Origin of the sequence: Dyella sp. C11 (assembly GCF_003121485.1) — a bacterium.
In the GTDB taxonomy this organism is placed as follows: Bacteria; Pseudomonadota; Gammaproteobacteria; order Xanthomonadales; family Rhodanobacteraceae; genus Dyella.
Window position 1 is genome coordinate 1 of the sequence record NZ_QAVX01000005.1, and the last position, 19,657, is coordinate 19,657.

Annotated in this window: 23 protein-coding genes; 8 read left to right on the forward strand and 15 right to left on the reverse strand. The window is 64.0% G+C overall.

Annotated elements, in window-relative coordinates:
* Window positions 1-597: 597 nt before the first annotated feature.
* The gene (locus tag DK366_RS06580) at window positions 598-1,398 is read left to right on the forward strand and encodes a class III extradiol ring-cleavage dioxygenase (protein WP_109124754.1); all 801 of its coding nucleotides are present in this window, start codon (window positions 598-600) and stop codon (window positions 1,396-1,398) included.
* Here the strand turns inward: DK366_RS06580 and DK366_RS06585 are convergent.
* Together DK366_RS06585 and DK366_RS06590 are read right to left on the reverse strand one after the other, a co-directional pair.
* On the reverse strand, window positions 1,385-1,750 hold the full coding sequence (locus DK366_RS06585; protein ID WP_109124755.1) for a cupredoxin family copper-binding protein: 366 nt from the start codon (window positions 1,748-1,750) through the stop codon (window positions 1,385-1,387). The two genes, DK366_RS06580 and DK366_RS06585, sit on opposite strands and share 14 nt — an antisense overlap.
* Window positions 1,747-2,688: a metallophosphoesterase gene (locus DK366_RS06590; protein ID WP_109124756.1), complete on the reverse strand. Its 942-nt coding sequence runs from the start codon at window positions 2,686-2,688 to the stop codon at window positions 1,747-1,749. The genes DK366_RS06585 and DK366_RS06590 overlap by 4 nt, the downstream gene beginning before the upstream one ends.
* Window positions 2,689-2,828: 140 nt before the next feature.
* Between DK366_RS06590 and DK366_RS06595 the strand changes: the two genes are divergently transcribed.
* Window positions 2,829-3,401 carry a sigma-70 family RNA polymerase sigma factor gene (locus tag DK366_RS06595; RefSeq protein WP_109124757.1) on the forward strand — a complete coding sequence of 191 codons (573 nt, stop codon included), beginning with the start codon at window positions 2,829-2,831 and terminating at the stop codon, window positions 3,399-3,401.
* Window positions 3,388-4,164 carry an anti-sigma factor gene (locus tag DK366_RS06600; protein ID WP_109124758.1) on the forward strand — a complete coding sequence of 259 codons (777 nt, stop codon included), beginning with the start codon at window positions 3,388-3,390 and terminating at the stop codon, window positions 4,162-4,164. The genes DK366_RS06595 and DK366_RS06600 overlap by 14 nt, the downstream gene beginning before the upstream one ends.
* 5 nt (window positions 4,165-4,169) lie before the next feature.
* Here the strand turns inward: DK366_RS06600 and DK366_RS06605 are convergent, their stop codons facing one another.
* The gene (locus DK366_RS06605) at window positions 4,170-4,529 is read right to left on the reverse strand and encodes a YkgJ family cysteine cluster protein (protein ID WP_109124759.1); all 360 of its coding nucleotides are present in this window, start codon (window positions 4,527-4,529) and stop codon (window positions 4,170-4,172) included.
* Window positions 4,530-4,655: 126 nt separating this feature from the next.
* Window positions 4,656-5,519, reverse strand: coding sequence for a neutral zinc metallopeptidase (locus tag DK366_RS06610; RefSeq protein WP_109124760.1), 864 nt, complete (start codon window positions 5,517-5,519; stop codon window positions 4,656-4,658).
* Window positions 5,520-5,631: 112 nt separating this feature from the next.
* On the opposite strand from DK366_RS06610, the gene DK366_RS06615 reads away from it, so the two are divergent.
* The gene (locus tag DK366_RS06615) at window positions 5,632-6,024 is read left to right on the forward strand and encodes an MAPEG family protein (protein WP_109124923.1); all 393 of its coding nucleotides are present in this window, start codon (window positions 5,632-5,634) and stop codon (window positions 6,022-6,024) included.
* 33 nt (window positions 6,025-6,057) lie between these two features.
* Here the strand turns inward: DK366_RS06615 and DK366_RS06620 are convergent, their stop codons facing one another.
* Window positions 6,058-7,617 (reverse strand): TerC family protein, encoded by a 1,560-nt coding sequence (locus DK366_RS06620; RefSeq protein WP_109124761.1) that lies wholly within the window; start codon window positions 7,615-7,617, stop codon window positions 6,058-6,060.
* A 223-nt stretch (window positions 7,618-7,840) separates the two neighbouring features.
* Here DK366_RS06620 and DK366_RS06625 point away from each other — a divergent pair, with 223 nt between their 5' ends.
* Entirely contained in the window at window positions 7,841-8,647 is an 807-nt protein-coding gene (locus DK366_RS06625) for a type II CAAX endopeptidase family protein (RefSeq protein ID WP_109124762.1), read from the forward strand.
* 17 nt (window positions 8,648-8,664) lie between these two features.
* Here the strand turns inward: DK366_RS06625 and DK366_RS06630 are convergent, their stop codons facing one another.
* From DK366_RS06630 to DK366_RS06665, 8 genes are all read right to left on the reverse strand, one after another.
* On the reverse strand, window positions 8,665-9,234 hold the full coding sequence (locus DK366_RS06630; protein ID WP_109124763.1) for a nucleoside triphosphate pyrophosphatase: 570 nt from the start codon (window positions 9,232-9,234) through the stop codon (window positions 8,665-8,667).
* A gap of 30 nt (window positions 9,235-9,264) precedes the next feature.
* Window positions 9,265-10,782, reverse strand: coding sequence for an acetyl-CoA hydrolase/transferase family protein (locus DK366_RS06635; protein ID WP_198651460.1), 1,518 nt, complete (start codon window positions 10,780-10,782; stop codon window positions 9,265-9,267).
* A gap of 78 nt (window positions 10,783-10,860) precedes the next feature.
* Window positions 10,861-11,310, reverse strand: a complete 450-nt coding sequence (locus DK366_RS06640; RefSeq protein WP_109124765.1) for a GNAT family N-acetyltransferase — start codon at window positions 11,308-11,310, stop codon at window positions 10,861-10,863.
* 107 nt (window positions 11,311-11,417) lie between these two features.
* Window positions 11,418-11,888 carry a 23S rRNA (pseudouridine(1915)-N(3))-methyltransferase RlmH gene (rlmH, locus tag DK366_RS06645; protein ID WP_109124766.1) on the reverse strand — a complete coding sequence of 157 codons (471 nt, stop codon included), beginning with the start codon at window positions 11,886-11,888 and terminating at the stop codon, window positions 11,418-11,420.
* 86 nt (window positions 11,889-11,974) lie between these two features.
* Window positions 11,975-12,367, reverse strand: a complete 393-nt coding sequence (gene rsfS, locus DK366_RS06650; RefSeq protein WP_109124767.1) for a ribosome silencing factor — start codon at window positions 12,365-12,367, stop codon at window positions 11,975-11,977.
* Window positions 12,368-12,567: 200 nt separating this feature from the next.
* On the reverse strand, window positions 12,568-12,849 hold the full coding sequence (locus tag DK366_RS06655; RefSeq protein ID WP_109124768.1) for a hypothetical protein: 282 nt from the start codon (window positions 12,847-12,849) through the stop codon (window positions 12,568-12,570).
* A 424-nt stretch (window positions 12,850-13,273) separates the two neighbouring features.
* Window positions 13,274-13,933, reverse strand: a complete 660-nt coding sequence (locus DK366_RS06660) for an NrsF family protein (protein WP_109124769.1) — start codon at window positions 13,931-13,933, stop codon at window positions 13,274-13,276.
* Window positions 13,934-13,938: 5 nt separating this feature from the next.
* The gene (locus tag DK366_RS06665) at window positions 13,939-14,463 is read right to left on the reverse strand and encodes a sigma-70 family RNA polymerase sigma factor (RefSeq protein WP_109124924.1); all 525 of its coding nucleotides are present in this window, start codon (window positions 14,461-14,463) and stop codon (window positions 13,939-13,941) included.
* 356 nt (window positions 14,464-14,819) lie between these two features.
* Here DK366_RS06665 and DK366_RS06670 point away from each other — a divergent pair, with 356 nt between their 5' ends.
* From DK366_RS06670 to msrB, 3 genes are all read left to right on the forward strand, one after another.
* Window positions 14,820-15,476 carry an autotransporter outer membrane beta-barrel domain-containing protein gene (locus tag DK366_RS06670; protein ID WP_109124770.1) on the forward strand — a complete coding sequence of 219 codons (657 nt, stop codon included), beginning with the start codon at window positions 14,820-14,822 and terminating at the stop codon, window positions 15,474-15,476.
* Between the two features lie 150 nt (window positions 15,477-15,626).
* On the forward strand, window positions 15,627-17,345 hold the full coding sequence (locus DK366_RS06675) for a cytochrome c biogenesis protein DipZ (RefSeq protein WP_109124771.1): 1,719 nt from the start codon (window positions 15,627-15,629) through the stop codon (window positions 17,343-17,345).
* 29 nt (window positions 17,346-17,374) lie between these two features.
* Entirely contained in the window at window positions 17,375-17,992 is a 618-nt protein-coding gene (gene msrB, locus DK366_RS06680) for a peptide-methionine (R)-S-oxide reductase MsrB (protein WP_109124772.1), read from the forward strand.
* Window positions 17,993-18,007: 15 nt separating this feature from the next.
* Here the strand turns inward: msrB and nadD are convergent, their stop codons facing one another.
* The gene (gene nadD, locus DK366_RS06685; RefSeq protein WP_109124773.1) at window positions 18,008-18,640 is read right to left on the reverse strand and encodes a nicotinate-nucleotide adenylyltransferase; all 633 of its coding nucleotides are present in this window, start codon (window positions 18,638-18,640) and stop codon (window positions 18,008-18,010) included.
* The gene (gene holA, locus DK366_RS06690) at window positions 18,637-19,647 is read right to left on the reverse strand and encodes a DNA polymerase III subunit delta (RefSeq protein WP_109124774.1); all 1,011 of its coding nucleotides are present in this window, start codon (window positions 19,645-19,647) and stop codon (window positions 18,637-18,639) included. Before holA ends, nadD begins: the two co-directional genes overlap by 4 nt.
* Window positions 19,648-19,657 lie beyond the last annotated feature (10 nt).

The following is a 19,657-nucleotide window of genomic DNA, read 5'->3' on the forward strand; positions in this document are numbered from 1 at the left end:
TCACGGACTGGCTGGGCTGCAAGCCCAGACAGCGCCAAGTGGGGGTGCCTTTTCTTTTGGTTACTTTTCTTTGGGCAAGCAAAGAAAAGTGACCCGGCGATCGGCAGATCGTCGGAAGCCCGCGGCAGGCGAGCCAGGTCGCGGAGAGGCCGCAAAAGAGCCCAAGCGCAAAGTCACTGGATGACCGGCCCTTCGGCCGTTGAAAAGCACCTCCCGCCTTCGCGGGAATGACGGTGAGGGATAGGGACGTCGTCGCAAGGATGAAGGTGAGGGGTGGAGACGTCTTCGCTTGAATGGTGGTGAGGGGTAGAAACGCCGTCGCCAGGACAGCGATGAGGGATAGGGACGCCATCACCAGGATGGCGGTGATGGATAGAAACGTTGTCGCGAGCACCCACCCCTCACCCCAACCCTCTCCCCGGAGGGGAGAGGGAGTGAAGAGCCGCGCCGTGATACCCGAGCGAAGCGACAAACGCACTCCCCATCGTTCCCCAACCACAGCGCATCGTTCCCCACCCACAACGCATCGTTCACCCCACGACCGCTGCAATTCCTCACCAAACCCCTACCCTAGTGTGGTCCCCAAAGGTAACCACCATGAGCACCCTCCCCAGCCTCTACATCTCCCACGGCTCGCCCATGACTGCGATCCAGCCACGTCGCGTGGGTGAGCGCCTGGCAGAGCTGGCGCGCACGTTGCCGCGCCCCAAGGCCATCGTGATTGCCACGGCCCACTGGCTCGCCCGCCAGCCGCATGTGGGCGGCGCCACGCGCCCGGAGACCATCCACGACTTCTACGGTTTTCCGCAGGCGCTGTTCGACATCCAGTACCCGGCCAAGGGCTCGCCGGAACTCGCGGCGCGCGTTACCGAGATGCTGGACAAGTCGGGCCTGCCGACCACGCTCGATCCGACGCAAGGGCTGGATCACGGCGCATGGGTGCCGTTGCGCCTGCTTTATCCGGAGGCCGACATTCCCGTGGTGCCGTTGTCGATCCAGCCGCAGCTGGGTCCGGCGCACCAGTACGCCGTCGGGCGCGCGCTGGCTCCCTTGCGTGACGAAGGCGTGCTGGTCATTGGCTCGGGCAGCATCACGCACAACCTGCATGACTTCCGCGCCGGTTACAGCGAGGAACGCGAGGCGCCGTACGTGCGTCCGTTCATCGAGTGGATCGAACGCAAGCTGTCGGAAGGCGACGTTGCCGCCCTGCTCGACTACCGCCGCCAGGCGCCTTTCGCCGAACGCGCGCATCCCACGGACGAACACTTCCTGCCGTTGTTCGTGGCACTGGGTGCGGCCGGCGACGACGCGCATGCGCAGCGCATCGACGCCGGCATCGAATACGGCCTGCTGGCGATGGACATCTATCGCTTCGACAGCACCGCTACTGCACGATGATGGTGCCCACCATCATGGGATGGATGGCGCAGTAATACGTGTAGGTGCCTGGGCGGTCGAAGGTGACGGCGTACGTGTCGCTGGTATCCAGTGCGCGCGATGTCGCGAACTGGTTGCCTGCACTCACGACCACATGGGGCTCGTCGTCGCGATTGGTCCATACCACGCGGGTTCCCGCCGCCACCGTCAGCGTTTTCGGCGCGAAAGCGAAATCGCGAATGTCGACGGTGACCGGCTTTGCTGGCTTGGTCGCCGTCGCGGCGGCGCCACTCGCGGCCCACGCCGGTGACAACACCGCCATCGAAAGCACGAGCGAAGCGATAAGGGCCAGCGCCCACGTCATGACGTTCATGCCATCACCTCGTCGGTCACGGCCAGCGCGTGACTTCCCTGCACATGCCGTACATCACGAATGCCGAGGTATCGATGCAGGTCGTTCGGCGCCACATCCTTCATGGGACCTGGCGCAGGCGCGGTGCCGGGTGCAGGCTGCGGATACGCCGTGGACCGCGCGGTGTAGAAGGTGACGTTGCCTTCCACCTTCTGCTGGATCTGGTGGATGTGACCGTTCAACACACTCACCGAACCGAACCGCTTCAGATAGCTCACCGCCTCGTTGCTGTCGTCGGTGCCCCAGCCCCAGTCGGGATACAGCGGCCACAGTGGCATGTGTGCGAACACCACCAGCGGAGTGTCCGGCGATAGTGATGTGAGATCCTGCTTCAACCAGGCCAGCTGGTCGGCACCGAGCGAACCCAGACTACCGGCTTTCAGGTTGAGCACATTGATCAGGCCGACGAAATGCACGCCGCGATGATCGAAGCTGTACCAGCCGCCGGGCTGCTGGCGCTCGCCGAAGCGACGGAAGAATTCCGCACCGTTGTCGCCGATCATGTCGTGCTCGCCCGGCACGTAGAACACCTTGCCCATGTGCGCGTCCTGCATGATGCCGGCGAGCGTGTCGAATTCCTCCGGTCGCGACAGATGCGTCAGGTCGCCGGTGTGCAGCACGAAATCGGGCTGTACTTTCTGCGCCTGGATCATCGCCAGCGATGAACGCAGGGTGCCGGCCACATCCATGTTCGGCGCCTTGTGAAAACCAATGTGCGAGTCGCTGATCTGCACGAAGCCGAAGCTGGCGTCCGCCGCGGATGCTGCGCCCTTGGCCGTGAGTGGCTGGGCCCTGAGCACGCCGCCCTGCATCATCCAGAGCGTCCCCGCGCCGGCCCAGGCCATGCATTTGAGGAAATGACGGCGCCCTTCCGTCCCGTGGTCTTCGATGTCGCGCATGATCGGATCTCCGGCATGGGTAGCAGGCACGTCGCCCGCTGCCTCACTCTCGATACCCGCCGTCTGCCCCGTCTATTCCCCGGCACGCGCGGGAAAAGGCGGCTTGGAATAAAGTCGACGCAACCTGGGTAAACCCTCGTATGCCGACCGATTCCATCGCCCGTCCGAGAGGTGCCGATGCCGCACGAAGCGCCCGCTTCGAGGCGGTGGTGGTGCCGTATCTCGACGCGGCCTACAACCTCGCCTACTGGTTGGCGCGCAATCCCACCGACGCGCAGGATGTCGTGCAGGAAGCCATGCTTCGCGCGCTGCGTTATTTCGACAGTTTCCACGGCGGCGACGCACGCGTGTGGCTGCTCGCCATCGTGCGCAATACGTTCTACACGCTGCGCAGTCGTACACCGCACGACGCGCTGCACGACGAACTGGATGACGAAACCCACCCGTTGGTGGATGAGGGTCCTTCTCCCGAAACCCTCACCTTGCTCGCTGTCGATGTGGGGGCCCTGCAATCGGCGCTGGAACGCATGCCACCGCCACTACGCGAAATCATCGTGCTGCGCGAACTGGAAGAATGCTCATACAAGGAAATTGCCACCATCACGGGGCAAAAGATCGGTACGGTCATGTCACGCCTTGCACGCGCGCGCGAACGACTGCGCGACGAACTCACCTGCCGGCCCAAGGAGGTACGTCGCCATGATGTGCGATGACGCCGGGCTGCTTCTGCACGCCTACCTTGACGACGAACTCGATGCCGCCGGCAGCGCGGCGATGGCGCGCCACCTTGAGGCATGCACCGCCTGCAAGACACGCTATGAGGCTTACGCCGTGATGCAGAAGGCCTTGTCCGAGCCCGTGCTTTATCACCGCGCACCCGACGCCCTGCGTGCACGCTGGACCACGCCAGCCGCCAGCACGGTAACAACGCTTCCCGCACGTCGACGCGTCATGCCGCTCGCCCTGGCGACGGCGGCGGGCTTCGTGCTGGCCATGCTGATCTCCGCACCTGCATGGCTGCATTGGTCACCGTCGCGTGCCGCAGGCGATGCCGTGATGGCCGAAGCCATTTCCGGCCACGTGCGGTCGCTGCAGGGCGAGCACCTGATGGATGTGGTGTCGACCGATCAGCACACGGTGAAACCGTGGTTCGAAGGCAAGCTCGATTTCTCGCCACGCGTGAAAGACCTGGCCGGCGAAGGCTTTCCGCTGGTCGGCGGTCGCCTGGATGCGCTGGAAGGTCACAGCGTGGCCGCCCTGATCTACAAGCGGCGCCTGCACGTGATCAACCTGTTCCAGTGGCCCGCCGACGGCGTTCCGGCATCACAAGTCGTCGCGCAGGAACACGGCTACACCGTGATCCGCTGGACGGGCGACGGCTTGCACTACGTGGCCGTGTCCGACGTCAACGAGGGTGACCTCAAGCAGTTCGTCCTGGCGTTCCAGAACGAGGCGAATCCGGCGATGGCTCGCTGACCCGGTCAGGCTTCGACCACCGCCGGCCAGTCGGCGGGCGTGAGTACCGGCAGCCCATGCGCGATGCGCGCCTTGTCGCATTGCGCACTGGGACGACCGAACTCCCAGGACGGCTCCACTTCCCGGCACACCGAAGGCCGGCGTTCGTAGATGCCGCACAGGGCGTCTTTGCCCAGCGTGCCCTTCAGGCCGACGCAACGCGGCTGGTACGCCCGCGTGCCCCGCATCACCAGGCGGTGCGGGTCCAGCGTTTCGGTGAGTTCCGGCGGCACCACGCCGCCCATGCCCTCATCGGCCTCCGACCAGTGGAAGGCCACAAGAAAATGGGCGCAACAAACGCCACAGCCGATGCAGGGATGAGACATGGAGTCGAAAGGAGACCGCGCCCCACGGCGCGCCTGGACGGCATTCTAAGATGTTTCCCAGCCCGCCATCGTTGCTCGCCATCACCCCGGCGGCTGCCGGAATGATGGTCGGGAGCTGCTCCGCGGTCAGGGCTGGCCGGCGAACGTATTGCAGCTGGAGATATCCCCGCTGTCGAAGCCGGCCTTGAACCATTTCACGCGCTGCGCCGACGTTCCATGGGTAAACGAATCGGGCACCACCCGCCCCTGCGCCTGCTGCTGGAGCGCGTCATCGCCGATCTTGCTGGCCGCGTTGAGCGCCGATTCGATGTCGCCGGGCTGCAGCCATTGCAGGCGTTGCTGGCTGTGGTTGGCCCAGACGCCGGCAAAACAGTCGGCCTGCAATTCCTGCCGCACCGACAGGCCATCGGCCCCTTCCATCGGTGCGCCGCGACGGCGTGCCTGCTCCACCTGGTCGAAAATGCCCAGCAGGTTCTGCACGTGATGTCCCACCTCGTGGGCAATCACGTAGGCGCGCGCGAAGTCGCCCGACGCATGGAAACGGTTTTCCAGTTCCTGGAAGAACGCCACGTCGAGGTAAACCTTCTGGTCGCCCGGGCAATAAAACGGGCCGACCGCCGTGGAGGCCGCACCGCATGCGGTATTCACGCCGCCGCTGAAGAGGTCCAGCTTGGGGTCCACATATTGGCGCCCGTGCGCGGCAAAAATGTCGCCCCAGGTTTTCTCGGTCGAGCCCAGGATGGCGCTGACGAAATCCTTGGTCTGCGGGTCCACCTGCACCGGCTGGCCACTGGGTGCGGCCGCTTGCTGGCCACCGTCGCCTGCCTGTCCCAACAGCGCCGTGGGGTCCTTGAAGAAGACCAGGCCCAGGATGGCCAGTATCACGATGCCGCCGATGCCCATGCCGCGCCCGCCGCCAAAGCGCGGACCACCGCCACCACCGCTGTCTTCTTCGACGTTCTGACTGCGCTCGCCCTTCTGCCAATCCATGAGACGGCCCTCGCGTGTCTGACAGTGCCCTGACAATAACGCCTCATGCCCCCTCCCGCCACGGGCAGGCGATGGCTACAGTGAGCCACCTTTCGCCAGAGACCCACTCATGATCCAGCACCTGCCCGCCATCGTCGTCCTGCTGACTGTCCTGTTACAGCTCGGCACCATGTGGGCGACCGGCCACGCGCGCGAAAAGTACGGCGTCAAGGCGCCGGCCATCAGCGGCCATCCCGCCTTTGAACGTGCCTGGCGCGTGCAGATGAACACGCTGGAATCGACCGTCGCGTTCCTGCCCTCGTTGTGGCTGGCAGTGCAGTACGGCTTTCCGCTCTGGGGCGGCGTGGCGGGTCTGGTGTGGATTGCCGGCCGCGTGTGGTACGCGGTGGCTTACCTCAACGATGCGTCCAAGCGTGGGCCGGGCTTTCTGCTGTCGTCGGGTGCATGGTTGATCACGCTGCTGCTCGGCGTGATCGGTTTGATCCGCGCCCTGCTGATCGGTTGAAGGCGCGACGAGCGCGCCTTCGTGCGCGCTCCGTCATTCCTCGACCGGATTCACCTTCAGGCGTTCGATGCGTGCACCATCCATCGCCACCACTTCGAAGTGCAGCCCTTCGCTGGTGAACGTGTCGCCCGCGTTGGGCAAGCGCCCCATCTGCTGAAGCACGTAGCCGGCGAGCGTCGAGAAGCTGTCGTCGCCGGTGAGCTTGTGGTTGAGCAGATGCTCGACGCGGCGCAAATCCAGGCTGGCATCCAGCAACCAACTGCCATCGGTGTCCTGCACGGCAGACGGATCGCCGCTGTCTTCATCGGGGAACTCACCCGCGATCACTTCCAGCACGTCGGTGGGCGTGACCAGGCCAAGCACGCTGCCGTATTCATCGACCACCAGGGCCACCTGCAACGGCGAACGACGGAATTCCTCGATCAGCCGCAACACGCTCAGTGATTCCAGCACGGTCAGCGGCTTGCGCACGACCTGCTCGACTTCGATGTGCCCATGTTCCAGCAGGCTCGCCAGAAGATCGCGTGACGACGCGACACCGACGAGCTGATCGAGATCGTCACCCGCCACCGGCAACCACGCGTGGCTGGATGCCGAGAGCTCGGCGCGAAGCTGTTCGCTGCTTTCGCGCGGATCGATCCAGTTGATCTCCGGGCGCGGCGTCATGATGGAGCGCACCGGGCGATGCGCCAGATCCAGCACGCCCTGCACCATCGCCAGCTCGTCCTTGCCGAACACGGCAACGCTGCCTTCGGTGTTCGCCGTGGCGGTCTTGGGCGCGGCATCCTCGTCCTCGCTGCCCACGCCGCCCAGCAGGTTCAGCACGGCAAGTGCGGTGCGGTCGCGCATGGTGCGCGCGCTGCCAAGCAGGCTGCGCTGGCGATTGCGGCGCATGGTCTGGTTGAACACTTCGATCAGGATCGAGAAACCGATCGCCGCGTACAGGTAACCCTTCGGAATGTGGAAACCGAAGCCTTCCGCAACCAGGCTGAAGCCGATCATCAGCAGGAACGACAGGCACAGGATCACCACCGTCGGACGCGCGTTGACGAAATTCGTCAACGGCTTGCTCGCACTGATCATCAGCACCATGGCCACGACCACGGCGATCATCATCACCGAAAGGTGATCGACCATGCCCACCGCGGTAATCACGGAGTCCAGCGAGAACACCGCATCGAGCGCCACGATCTGCGCCACCACCAGCCAGAACCTGGCCGGCGCGCGCTTGGCGGCCTCGTCGTGATCGCTGGCTTCAAGGCGTTCGTGCAGTTCCACGGTGGCCTTGAACAACAGGAAGGCACCGCCGAGCAGCAGGATGATGTCGCGCCACGAGAACGACAGCGCGCCCAGTTCGATGATGGGCGTGGTGAGCTTGACCAGCCACGACATGGCACCGAGCAGTGCGAGTCGCATGATGAGGGCCAGCGAAAGGCCAAGCACGCGGGCCTTGTCGCGCTCCTTGGCCTGCAACTTGTCGGCGAGGATCGCGATGAAGACGAGATTGTCGATGCCGAGCACGATCTCCAGCACCACCAGGGTGAGGAGACCCGCCCAAGCAGTCGGGTCGGACAGCCAGTCGAATGCAAACATGGGCTGGCGCCTGAGCGCCGAATTCCTCCTTGGATCGTCCCCGTACTATACAGGCCGTGGTCGTGAACACGGTGACCGCAACGCGCCTACCCCCTGTTGACCATGCCAAAGGGCAGGATTGGCACGTGTCACCGCAGGGACTAGCGTGAACTTGCCGGTGCATGGCAAACATGCCATCTGTTGGCGAACTTCACCCGCGCGCGTGCGCCCTGGATTGTTTTTGATGGATGCGAACCGCCTGATCGACCTGCCCGTGGCGCCGCCCTACCCGATGTCGCGCGCGCCCACGCCGTGGCACGCCCTGGCCCTGATCGCGCTTTACTTCGTACTTCAGCTTGCCGTGGGCAGCCTGATCACTCTCGTGGCAGGCCTGGTTGCCATGCTTCGCGACGGTGCCGGACTCGGCGAACTGGTTCACCTGGGCCGGGAATGGCTGGGCCGTTCGGACATGACGGCGCTGGCCGTGATACTCACGCTGCTGGTATCGGCAGGGGTGATCGTCCATCTCGCCCGGCGCTGGTGGCCGTCGTGGTGGTCGGTTGGCGAACCACCCGGGTTGGGCTTCACGGGTTCTCCACACATCGCCTTCTACATCGCCGCGCTATGCATCGGCATGACGATGCCCATTCTGGGCGGCATGCTCACGCAGTGGCTGGCGCAGGGTCACGAAGTCAGTCAGGACATCAAGCAGCTGGGTGCCAATACATCGCTGGCACTGCGGCTGCCGCTCGCGTTGCTGGTGATCACCATCGGCCCGATGGTGGAAGAATTGCTGTTTCGCGGCGCACTGCTTTCCGCCTTGACACGCTACACGGGCAACGCAGGTGCCATCGTCGTATCGGCGCTGCTGTTCGCCTGCGTGCACCTGCCGGACCTGTCCTTCCTTTGGTACGCACTCCCGAACCTTGCATTGCTCGGCCTGGTGCTCGGATGGTTGCGCGTGCAATCGGGCTCCATCTGGCCAGCGATCATTGCGCACGGCATGAACAACCTGCTGGCCGTGGTGTCGTGGTTCGTGATCAGTTCCTGAGTATGCCGGGCGTTCGCTCAGGCACCGATCAAACCGTGCGCACGCAATAGCCGCGCGGTTTCGTAGATGGGCATGCCCATCACACCGGAATGGCTGCCGTCGAGATGCTCGATCAGCTTTGCACCGTGACCCTGGATGGCATAAGCGCCGGCCTTTCCGAACGGCTCGCGCGTTGCGATGTAAGCGGTGATGGTGGCGTTGTCCAGCGTCGGCATGGTGACGCGCGAAAGACTGGTATCGGACCACTCACCTGCACGCGTCACCAGCCACACGGTGGAGATCACTTCGTGCACGCGACCCGATAACTGGCGCAGCATGCGTGCCGCGTCTTCCGCATCGTCGGGCTTGCCGAATACTTCGTCACCCAGCACCACTTCGGTGTCCGCACCGAGAATGGCCACGCTGGCCTCTTCCAGCGCGGCCAACCCTGCACGCGCCTTTTCGCGCGCCACGCGACTGACGTAATCGCGTGGCGATTCACCGACCGCGCGCTGTTCAGGCACATCAACGTCAACGATGCGGAAACTCACGCCGATCTGCTCAAGCAGCTGGCGGCGGCGCGGCGATTGGGAAGCAAGGTAAAGCATGTCTGACCGTCCCGTGGGCGACGTAAGCGCTTAAGGTCGCATATCGCCGGTGTCGAGGAAACGCTGATGCCACGAAAGTGCTTCCTGCAGCAAATGCGGCGTGTGCTTTCCGCGGCTGTCATGCATGGCCCGGTCGAAATAATCCTGCAACATGGGGCGATAGCTCGGGTGCGCACAACGCTCGATCACCACTTTCGCACGCTGACGCGGCGAGAGGCCACGCAAATCGGCCAAGCCTTGTTCGGTGACGATCACGGCCACGTCATGCTCGGTGTGATCGACGTGGCTCACCATCGGCACGATGCACGACACCGCGCCGTTCTTGGCCGTGCTCGGCGTGAGGAAGCACGAGAGGAAACCATTGCGCGCGAAATCACCCGAACCGCCGATGCCGTTGATGATACTGGTGCCAGCCACGTGCGTGGAATTGATGTTGCCGTAGAGATCCGCCTCCACCATGCCGTTCATGGCAATGCAGCCGAGGCGACGCACCAGTTCCGGATGATTGGATATCTCCTGCGTGCGCAGGATGATGCGCTTGCGGAAGAAGTCGAGCTTGGCGAGGAAGCGCTCGATGCCTGCGGGGCTCAGCGAGAACGATGTGGCCGAAGCCACCGACAACACGTCGTTTTCCAGCAGATCGAGCATGCCGTCCTGGATCACTTCGGTGTAGGCGCTCAAACCACGAAAGCCGCCTTCGCGCAGGCCTGCCAGCACGGCATTGGCAATGTTGCCCACGCCCGACTGCAACGGCAGCAGCTGCGGCCCCAGCCGGCCCTTGGCAATTTCGTGGCGGAAGAATTCGATGAGGTTGCCGGCGATCTGGCGTGACGTCTCGTCCGGCGGTGCAAACGCGCTGTTGCGGTCGGGTGCGTTGGTCTCCACCACCGCGATGACCTTGTCGGGATCGAGTCGCAGATAAGGCTCGCCAATGCGGTCGTCCGGCTTGAGCAGCGGAATCGGCTTGCGATGCGGCGGCAACGCCGTGCCGTAGTAGATGTCGTGCATGCCGTCGAGTTCGAGCGGCTGCCAGTGATTCACCTCGACGATGACCTTCTCGGCAAGATCGATCCACGTCTTGTTGTTACCCACCGACGAAGAGGCCAGCAGGCTGCCATCGGGCATGATGGCCGTGGCTTCGATCACCGCCAGGTCGATTTTCCCGAAGAAACCAAACCACGCGTACTGCGCCACGTGGCTGAGATGGATGTCCAGGTAATCCATCTCGCCGCGATTGATGCGCGCGCGCAGCTCGGGATCGGATTGGTACGGCAGGCGAAGATCGATGCCATCCGCACGCGCCAGCGCACCGTCGAGTTCCGGCGCAGTGGACGCGCCCGTCAACACTCGCACACGGAACGGGTCGCCACGTTCATGCGTGGCCACCATGCGTGCGGCAAGCGCTTCGGGCACGGCCTTGGGATAACCCGCACCGGTGAAGCCACTCATGCCGATCGTCATGCCGTGGTCGACCAGCTCGGCGGCCTTTGCGGCCGTCATGACTTTGGCGGCCAGCCCCGCATGCCGAATGCGCTTGTCCACGTGGATGTCTCCTGCACTGCAATCCGCCCATGGTAGCGCGCGGAAACGTCAAACTCTTGGCAAGGTAGACGATGGTCGAGGGCGTCAGAAGCGGAGGAAATACTCGCGAAACACCTCGTCGCGCGTCCATCCCAGCGACTCGTAAAGCCGCTGCGCCGTGACATTGGTATGCGCGGTGGCGAGCGTCATGCCACGCGCCCCCACCGCCTTGGCGTAGGCGGCGGCTTCATTCATCAATGCCGCAGCCACGCCGCGCCGACGGGCGTGCGGTGCGACAAACAGGTCGTTGAGCAGGTAGATGCGCTTGGCGCTTACCGACGAAAAAAGCGGATACAGCTGCACGAAACCGGCGCCCTCGCCTTCACCGTCCAACGCAAGGAACACCACCGATTCGTGATGCTGGAAACGCTCACGCAAAAAGCGTGTCGCCAACGCCAGGTCCGGTGCTTCGCCGTAGAAGCTGCGATACCCATCGAACAGCGGTGCAACGATATCCAGATCATGGATGGAGGCCTGGCGAACCGTGATGGACATGCGCGGATCCCTGGAATGGCGCGGTCGCAACCAGTATGCGTGGCGCCCCAGGGCTCGCCTATGACCACTTTCGCGACGAAACACGCGTCGCTGGTACGCGCCAAACGTCAGGCGCGATGGTAGGGATGGCCCGAAAGCAGCGTGGTGGCGCGATACAGCTGTTCGGCCAGCACCAGCCGCACCAGCATGTGCGGCAGCGTCAGCGGACCCAGTGACCACGATTGATCGGCGCGCGCCAACACCTCGGGTGCGTGGCCATCGGGGCCACCGATGAGGAACGCGATATCACGACCGGACATGCGCCACTTCTCCAACTGTGCGGCAAGGTCTTCGCTCGACCACGTCTTGCCGCGACCATCGAGCGCGACGACATGGATGTCACGCGGAAGTGCGGCAAGAATCGAGGCGCCTTCATCCTGGATCGCACGCGCATCATCACGGCCCTTGCCGCGCGTGCCGGGCTTCAGTTCGATCAGTTCCAGCGGCAGGTCGTGCGACAGGCGCTTGCGGTATTCGGCGAACCCTTCCGCCACCCAGGCGGGCATGCGTTCACCAACGGCAATCAGTCGGGCGCGCATGCATAGGGTTCCGAAAAATCAGGGAAACAAGGGGGACGCCACGCGCGCAGGAGGCGCGCGGCATATCACCGCCAGGGCGCGGGCAATCAGCCCGCGCTGGCGACTTCGGCGTCGACTTCGCGGTCGCCCACGGTCCACAGCCTTTCCAGGCCATAGAACTCGCGGATACGCGGAAGCATGACGTGGACGATCACGTCACCCAGGTCCACCAGTACCCATTCGGCTTCGCGCTCGCCTTCCACGCCGAGCGGCATCACGCCCGCCTGCTTGGCGAACTTGACGACTTCGTCGGCAATGGATTTCACGTGGCGCGCGGAGGTGCCGGATGCAACAACCAGCAGATCGGCGATGGAGGTTTTGCCGCGGACGTCGATTTCACGAATGTCCTTGGCCTTCAGTTCGTCCAGCGCGTTGATGACATGCTGGCGAAGGACCGCCGTGGTGGCGGATTTGGTGTTGCGCGTGGCGGTCTGACTCAAGTGCGTTTGCCTCGATGCGGGATCGATGCGCGGGATGGCGCGCCCGCAGTATACCGGACCACTTTGAAGCCCATGTCAAACAGTCCGTGGAAGCGTCCGGAAACGCCTGTTCAGAAAGGCCAGAATCTCCCCGCCTTCGCCCCAGTCGCGCATGAAAAAGGGCGCCCTCCGTTGAGGGCGCCCTGGGGGACATCAGCGCATCAATGACCGGCGCTGGAGGAAGAAGCCGGCGCGCCGCTCTTCTTCGACTTGTGCTGTTTCTTGTGCTGCGTGCTCTGGGTGGCATCGCTCTTCATCGAATCGCTGCTGGACTTCATGGCGTCCGAGCTGGACTTCATGGCATCGGAGCTGGACTTCATCGCGTCCTTGCTGGCGTCCTGGGTCGACTGCGGCGTGGTGTCCTGTGCCATGACGGGAGCCATGGCCATACCGAACACGGTGGCGGTCGCGAAGGCGAGTACGGCGTAACGGGAAACTTTCATGGGTAGGTATCTCCAAAAGCGGTGAGGTAACCGTGCGGTCGACGCCGCACTTCCATGGAACAGCCACCATCGTTCTTCCTGAACGACTAAGGCAATCCGGCAACGACGCATCGGCACCGGCCACGCCGCATCAGCATTCCTGCCCGATGCGAACGGCCCGTCCCTGGCCCGTGAAACCACTTCAACGAGCCATCCGCCGGCCCGCGCCCCCTTTCGGAGGCACAGCCTATACCCGCCGGCAACGCGCGAATGTGGCAGTCCGACATGGCCATTCAGTTGGAATATGGACAGACGCGCAGCAATAAATTGCGATTGTTGCGGCGCCCACCGGGCACGGCATCACCGCGAGCCCGCAGGCCTTGCCATCGTCATTGAGACGCAGATATGCATGCTGCAACGCAGCAGCAAGGAAATGATCCGTCGATCACTTCAACGCAGGTTGAAGCAGGCGCCCGCCCATCAGGGCATTGAGCATCACCACGATGGCCACGGCCATGGCGTGGGTGAGCAAATCCGTGGCGGCCACGGCAAACGCGTGGCAAATCTCCAGCAACGCCGCCGATGCCGCCGCAGAGGCAAGGCCAATCATGATCGCGGTCAATACCGGCCGCAGCGGGCACGCGCGACGGAGCAGCCAGATCAGCAGCGCCGACAGCGGTACCGAAAAGCTGATGATGAAGACGAGGCAATCGCTGGCTTCATTAATCCTGGCGATATGCGCCGACGGACCCAGCCAGTCGTGCAGGCAACCCAACCCACTGGCCACCACCCAGACCACCAGGCCAGGCAGCGGCAGCAGGCCCCAGCGCCAGGAGCGCCCCGGCACACCCAGCGTGAAGGCAGCCCATGCCGCACAGATGGCGGTGACCACGGCACCCAGGCCGGCGATGGCGATGTCCGGCGAAGCAATCCAACGCTGCACCATGTGGCTCGCCCCGAAGTGCCACAGCAGCACCGCCGCCATCACGGCCACCGCCAGCAACCAGCCCAGCGTGCGCCGCCACGGGGGCGGCAGGCGCCGCACCGGCGTGAGCTGCTCGCCCAGCGTCTGGATCAGTGACTCGGGGGTTCGCATCTCGGACATGATGCTCAGGGTTCTCCGTGGAAACGCGAACGCAGCGCCTTCATCGCGCGATGCAGGTTGACCTTCAGTGCCCCCGCCTGGCGCCCCGTGTGTTCGGATGCTTCTGCCAGTGAACGCTCCTGCAGACCCAATTGCTCCACGGCTTCGCGCTGGCCGGGCGGCAGCGATGCAATCGCCTCGCGCAATCGCCGGGCTTCCTGCTCGCGTTCCGTGGCAGCGGTGGCATCGTCTTTGTCGGGGTGCATGTCGTAAGCGTGCTCGTCGTGCACTTCGCGCTGACCGCGTCGGCCCTGGCTGCGCAGCGCGTCGATCGCACGTCGCCCCGCCAGCGCCGATATCCATGCGTCGTACGAACGCGAGGGATCGTAGGTGTGACGAACCCGATGCACGGTGAGCAGCGTCTCCTGCACCACGTCGTCGACGGCATCGGGCAAGACACCCTGACGCCGCGCCGCCATGCGGATCAACGGCACGGACGCCGCCAGCACACGCTCGTACGCCCGCCGGTCGCCGCCCTGGGCTGCCGCCATCCACGCCGCGCGCTGACGCTCCTGCGTGTCGACAGTGGGGGCAGCAGCATCGGTCACGATCGGATAGGTCCTATCCCGGCGGGAAAGGACGCTATTCAGACCCATGGTGGCAGGCGCGGTCAAGCTGGCGGTCATAAAGGAGCATCGCTGAGGCTCTCCTCTTGCATTCGCCAGCCAATGACGAGGGGTTACTTCGGCAGCGCTGCTTCTCCCTGTCCGGCGCCGAGGCTTCCCCAAAAAACCGCAGCCTCAGAGCTTTTCAGAGCGCTCCAATAGCCCTGATTTCCTTTCGACTGGCCTAATCCGGGCCCGGCTCTCCCCCCGAGTCGAATCATTACCCGTCGCTAGGAAAGCCCATGAAGAAGACCCTTTTGACCTTGGCATTCGCTGCCTTGATCGCCCCCATCACCGCTCAAGCCACCGAGGCCAATGGCATCGGCTACACGTACGTGCAGCTCGACTATGTCAACGCCAATCAGACAGGCCATGGCACTTTGTCCGACGGCGCCACGCTCAACGGCTCCTTCCAGTTTGCAGACAACTTCCACGTCTTTGGCAGCTACAGCAGCCTTAGCTACAGGGACTCGTTTCTGCAGGACACGGCTGATCTCTATGGTCTGAATGTCTACAACACGAGCGGTACTGAAAAGCCGTGGTCGCTGGGTTTTGGCTACGCCGCCGCCATCGGCAATCGTGCCGACTGGGTCACGCAGCTGTCCTATACCCACGACAACATCAAGTTTCGTGGCTGCGTTGACACCTGGGGCTGCTTCAGCTCACGCGATACGGCCAACGTCTGGACCATCAACACAGGCGTGCAGGGCCGCGTCTTCGACAACCTCACGGCAAACGCCTATGTCGGTTACAGCAATGCGGGCCGCCACGATGACAACGTCTTCGGTGACTTCGGCATGGTCTACAGCTTCAACAAGACCTGGGCCATGCACGGCGGCGTACGCGTGAACAGCCTCAGCCACGAGCTGTACAGCGTTGGCGTTCGCGCCAGCTTCTGATCTTCCCTGGTTCATCCCAAAGGCCCGGCTGACACCGGGCTTTTTTTATTTGCAAAACAAAGCCGGGAACGGCGTGGGTAGTGAAGGCAGATGTAACCTTGGATGGGTCTGCGACGAAAGACACCATGACCCTCCACGGACATCGCACCCATGCTTGTGCTGATCCTTGCCTACCTCGGTGGCGTATTCACCATCCTGAGTCCGTGCATCCTGCCGGTGCTCCCGTTCGTTTTTGCGCGGGCAGACCGCCCCTTCGCACGTAACGGGCTACCCATGCTGGTTGGTATGGCGCTGACCTTCGCGTTGGTCGCCACACTGGCTGCCGTTGGTGGCAGTTGGGCCATCCAGGCCAATCAATACGGCCGCGTGGTCGCAATGGTGGTGTTGGCTGTCCTGGGGTTGACGCTGCTTTCGACGCATCTGGCCGAATGGATCAGCCGCCCGTTCGTGGCGTTGGGCAACCGGCTTTCCCAACGTTCCGGGGATGACGATTCGGTGTGGTCGGCGGCAGGCCTGGGTGTCGCCACGGGACTGCTGTGGGCGCCGTGCGCTGGCCCCATCCTTGGGCTGCTGCTCACCGGCGCCGCGCTCAATGGCGCGAGCTTCCAGACATCCCTGCTGTTGCTGACGTATGCACTGGGCGCCGCCACCTCGCTGGCATTGGCGCTGGTGATTGGCGGGCGCGTCTTTTCACTGATGAAGCGCTCGCTGGGCGCTGGCGAATGGGTACGTCGTGCGTTGGGCGTGCTGGTACTTGCGGGCGTGGTCGCGATTGCACTGGGCCTGGATACGGGCGTGCTCACGCGCGTCTCGCTGGCCAGCACGGGCGGCATCGAACAGAAGCTGATCGAAGCGGTGCGTCCTGCGCCGAAGCCACAACCCGTGGTGAAGCAAGGCGAGCCGCTTCCCGTGGAAGGCGAGCTGCCGTCGCTGGATGGCGCAACGCAATGGTTCAACACGCCGCCGCTCACCGCGCAGTCGCTGCGCGGCAAGGTGGTGCTGGTCGATTTCTGGACATATTCCTGCATCAACTGCATCCGCGCCCTGCCCTACGTGCGCGCCTGGGCAGACAAGTACAAGGATCATGGCCTCGTGATCATCGGCGTGCATGCGCCGGAATTCGCCTTCGAAAAAGACCCGCAAAACGTCGCCAAGGCCATCAAGGACCTGGGCGTCGACTATCCCGTCGCGCTCGACAACGACTACGCCATCTGGAAGGGCTTCAACAACGAATACTGGCCGGCGCATTACTTCATCGATCCGCAAGGGCGCATTCGTCATCACCACTTCGGTGAAGGCGAGTACGAACAAAGCGAGGACGTGATTCGCCAGCTGCTGACCGAAGCGGGACAGAAGAATCTCCCGGGCGGTTACGTGCAGCCTGGTGCACAGGGCGCGGAAGCGGCGGGCTCCGGTGACGTGATGCGCTCGCCGGAAACCTACGTGGGTTACGCGCGCGCAGAAAACTTTGCCGGCGGCAAAGTGGCACACGACGATGCATGGACCTATCACGCGCCAGAGTCGCTGATGGCCAATCAATGGGCATTGAGCGGACGCTGGGTGGTGCGTGACGAAAACGCCCAACTGGACAAGGCCAATGGCAGCATCGTGTACCGCTTCCGCGGCCGCGACCTTCACCTGGTGCTCGGACCCAACAGCGACGGCAAGCCCGTGCGTTTCCGCGTCACCATCGATGGCAAGGCGCCCGGCGCCGATCACGGCATGGATACCGATGCCGACGGCAATGGCACGGTGACATCGCAGCGCCTCTACCAGCTCGTCCGCCAGGCCAATGGCACCGGCGAACGCACTTTCGAAATCACCTTTCTCGATCCGGGTGTCCAGGCCTACGCCTTTACGTTTGGCTGATTCACGCCACTAACCTCACGGAGGTTGCCATGTCCCGCACACAGGACATCGTGAAACTGGAGCGTCGCCGCTTTCTGCGCGCGGCGCTGACAGGAGGAGCTGTTGCTGCCATCGGAGGCTTTGCTTTTCCCACGCTGATGAAGCGTGGATCACTGGGTGGAACCGCCATGGCAGCCACGCCGGCCGCCGCCGGTGGCGAGGTGCTGCTGATGTGCTTCGCCGATGACGGGCACAAGCTGGGGCCGTGTCATGTACCCAAGCTGGTACTCAACGATGCGCAATGGCATGAGCGCCTGAGTGACGACCAGTATTACGTGATGCGTCGTGCCGGCACGGAGCGGGCATTCAGTGGTCCGCATGAAAAGACCGGCGCCGGCCTGTACCGCTGCCCCGCCTGCGATACCGCCTTGTTCGATGCCGCCACGCAATTCGATTCGGGCACGGGCTGGCCGAGTTTCTGGCAGCCGATCGCAAAACAGAACGTCACTGAGAAGCGTGACACGGCCTTCGGCATGGAACGCATCGCGGTGAGTTGCGCCGGTTGCGACAGCCACCTGGGCCATGTGTTTGACGATGGTCCGGCACCCACGGGACTGCGCTATTGCATGAACTCGGTAGCGATGAGGTTCGTGCCGAGAACGTCGTAACGTAAGCAGTGCCGGCTACGCGCGATAAGGCGCCAGCACTGACGGGTCCTCGAACAGGCCGCAAGGCAGCAAATAGCGAGGATCCCGTCCTTCCGCCAGCAATTCGCGGATGCGCGTGGCGGAAATTTCCAGCGGCGTCACCGCCAGCTCGATCACCTTTCCGGCGGGCAGCTCGTGCAGGAGCTTGGCATCGCTGGTGCGACGGGGAAGTATCTCCAGCGCCAGGTCGACCGACCATGCGGCGTCGATGCCGGGGCGGTTCAACACGCCGATATGAGCGTACTCGAACAAGTCGCGCCAGCTGTGCCAGCTCGGCAAACCGGCGAATGCATCCGCGCCAAGCAACAGCACGAGCGGCCGTTCGCCCAATTCGTCACGCAGCTCGCGCAAGGTATCGATGGTGTACGAAGGACCCTCGCGGCGCAGTTCGCGGGTATCCAGCGTCAGGCGATCCTGCCCTTGCAACGCTGCCTGCAGCATGGCCACGCGCTGGGCCGGCGAGGCCGTGGGTGCGTGACGATGCGGCGGCACATGCGCAGGCATCAGGCGCACTTCGGCATCAAGCAGTTCGGAAGCTTCCCAGGCGACGCTCAAATGCCCCAGGTGCACCGGGTCGAACGTGCCACCAAAAACGGCCAGCGGTTTCATGCCAGTGCGCCGGCCGCCCGCGGTTCGGCGATGGCGGCAATCAGTCGCTCCGCCTCCAGCCACGCGTCGCCCTGCTCCCGGCCTTTGGCCATGCGATCGATGCGCGCGGCGCGAGCCAGGCATTGCAACCAGTGTTCGCGGGGCGCGCGACGCAACGCCTTGCGGAACAGCTGTTCGCGGGCCGGCCACAACCGTTCGGCGCGGGCCTGCGCGGCGAAATCACGTGCATTGGCGAGCCGCAGGGCGAGCTGCAGCTGATTCACCAGCCAGCCCATCAAGCCGATCAGCTCTTCGCCCTCGGCATGCAGGCCATGAAGGATGCGCAGCGCGCGCCCACCATCGCCGCCGAACGCGGCATCGGTGAGCTTGAATGCGTCGTAACGAGCGCTGTCGGCGACGAGGTTTTCCATTTCCTGCGCGTCGATCTTGCCCTGCCCGTGCAGGACAACCAGCTTGTCGATTTCCTGCGCGGCGGCGAGCAGATTGCCCTCGACGCGCTCGGCCAGCAACGCGGCGGCATCAGGCGTGGCGGAGAGCCCGCGCGAAGCGAGCCGCGCACCGATCCACGATGCCCACTCGTTCGGCCGAGGCGCGTTGAACACCACCAGCGCGCCAGCCGCATCGAGGTTCTTCGTCCACGCACCTTCGTGCTTGTTGCTCCAGTCGGTCGCCGTGATCAGCAGGGTGACATCCGGCGGCGGATTGGCGCAGAACTCGTTGATGGCCTTCGCGCCTTCCGTGCCAGGGCGCCCGGTAGGAAGACGCAGGTCCAGCAGACGGCGCGTGGCAAACAAGGACATGCCCGCGGCTGAGCGGGCAAGGTCATCCCAGTCAAAATGGTTGCCGACGTCCAGCACTTCACGCTCGGCATAACCGAGCTTGCGCGCCTGCGCACGCAGCGCATCGGCGGCCTCAAGCACGAGCAGTTCTTCACCGGCGAGCAGATACACCGGCAGCAGACGGTCTGCCGCCAGCGATTTCTGCCATTGCACTGCGTTCAGCGGCATGACGCGTCGA

What these genes read in the sequence shown, in the direction of transcription:
- DK366_RS06580 (WP_109124754.1), top strand. Translation starts at nt 598, where the DNA reads ATGAGCACCCTCCCCAGCCTCTACATCTCCCACGGCTCGCCCATGACT.
- DK366_RS06585 (WP_109124755.1), bottom strand. Translation starts at nt 1,750, where the DNA reads ATGAACGTCATGACGTGGGCGCTGGCCCTTATCGCTTCGCTCGTGCTT.
- DK366_RS06590 (WP_109124756.1), bottom strand. Translation starts at nt 2,688, where the DNA reads ATGCGCGACATCGAAGACCACGGGACGGAAGGGCGCCGTCATTTCCTC.
- DK366_RS06595 (WP_109124757.1), top strand. Translation starts at nt 2,829, where the DNA reads ATGCCGACCGATTCCATCGCCCGTCCGAGAGGTGCCGATGCCGCACGA.
- DK366_RS06600 (WP_109124758.1), top strand. Translation starts at nt 3,388, where the DNA reads ATGATGTGCGATGACGCCGGGCTGCTTCTGCACGCCTACCTTGACGAC.
- DK366_RS06605 (WP_109124759.1), bottom strand. Translation starts at nt 4,529, where the DNA reads ATGTCTCATCCCTGCATCGGCTGTGGCGTTTGTTGCGCCCATTTTCTT.
- DK366_RS06610 (WP_109124760.1), bottom strand. Translation starts at nt 5,519, where the DNA reads ATGGATTGGCAGAAGGGCGAGCGCAGTCAGAACGTCGAAGAAGACAGC.
- DK366_RS06620 (WP_109124761.1), bottom strand. Translation starts at nt 7,617, where the DNA reads ATGTTTGCATTCGACTGGCTGTCCGACCCGACTGCTTGGGCGGGTCTC.
- DK366_RS06625 (WP_109124762.1), top strand. Translation starts at nt 7,841, where the DNA reads ATGGATGCGAACCGCCTGATCGACCTGCCCGTGGCGCCGCCCTACCCG.
- DK366_RS06630 (WP_109124763.1), bottom strand. Translation starts at nt 9,234, where the DNA reads ATGCTTTACCTTGCTTCCCAATCGCCGCGCCGCCGCCAGCTGCTTGAG.
- DK366_RS06640 (WP_109124765.1), bottom strand. Translation starts at nt 11,310, where the DNA reads ATGTCCATCACGGTTCGCCAGGCCTCCATCCATGATCTGGATATCGTT.
- rlmH (WP_109124766.1), bottom strand. Translation starts at nt 11,888, where the DNA reads ATGCGCGCCCGACTGATTGCCGTTGGTGAACGCATGCCCGCCTGGGTG.
- DK366_RS06655 (WP_109124768.1), bottom strand. Translation starts at nt 12,849, where the DNA reads ATGAAAGTTTCCCGTTACGCCGTACTCGCCTTCGCGACCGCCACCGTG.
- DK366_RS06660 (WP_109124769.1), bottom strand. Translation starts at nt 13,933, where the DNA reads ATGTCCGAGATGCGAACCCCCGAGTCACTGATCCAGACGCTGGGCGAG.
- DK366_RS06665 (WP_109124924.1), bottom strand. Translation starts at nt 14,463, where the DNA reads ATGGCGGCAGCCCAGGGCGGCGACCGGCGGGCGTACGAGCGTGTGCTG.
- DK366_RS06670 (WP_109124770.1), top strand. Translation starts at nt 14,820, where the DNA reads ATGAAGAAGACCCTTTTGACCTTGGCATTCGCTGCCTTGATCGCCCCC.
- DK366_RS06675 (WP_109124771.1), top strand. Translation starts at nt 15,627, where the DNA reads ATGCTTGTGCTGATCCTTGCCTACCTCGGTGGCGTATTCACCATCCTG.
- msrB (WP_109124772.1), top strand. Translation starts at nt 17,375, where the DNA reads ATGTCCCGCACACAGGACATCGTGAAACTGGAGCGTCGCCGCTTTCTG.
- nadD (WP_109124773.1), bottom strand. Translation starts at nt 18,640, where the DNA reads ATGAAACCGCTGGCCGTTTTTGGTGGCACGTTCGACCCGGTGCACCTG.
- holA (WP_109124774.1), bottom strand. Translation starts at nt 19,647, where the DNA reads ATGCCGCTGAACGCAGTGCAATGGCAGAAATCGCTGGCGGCAGACCGT.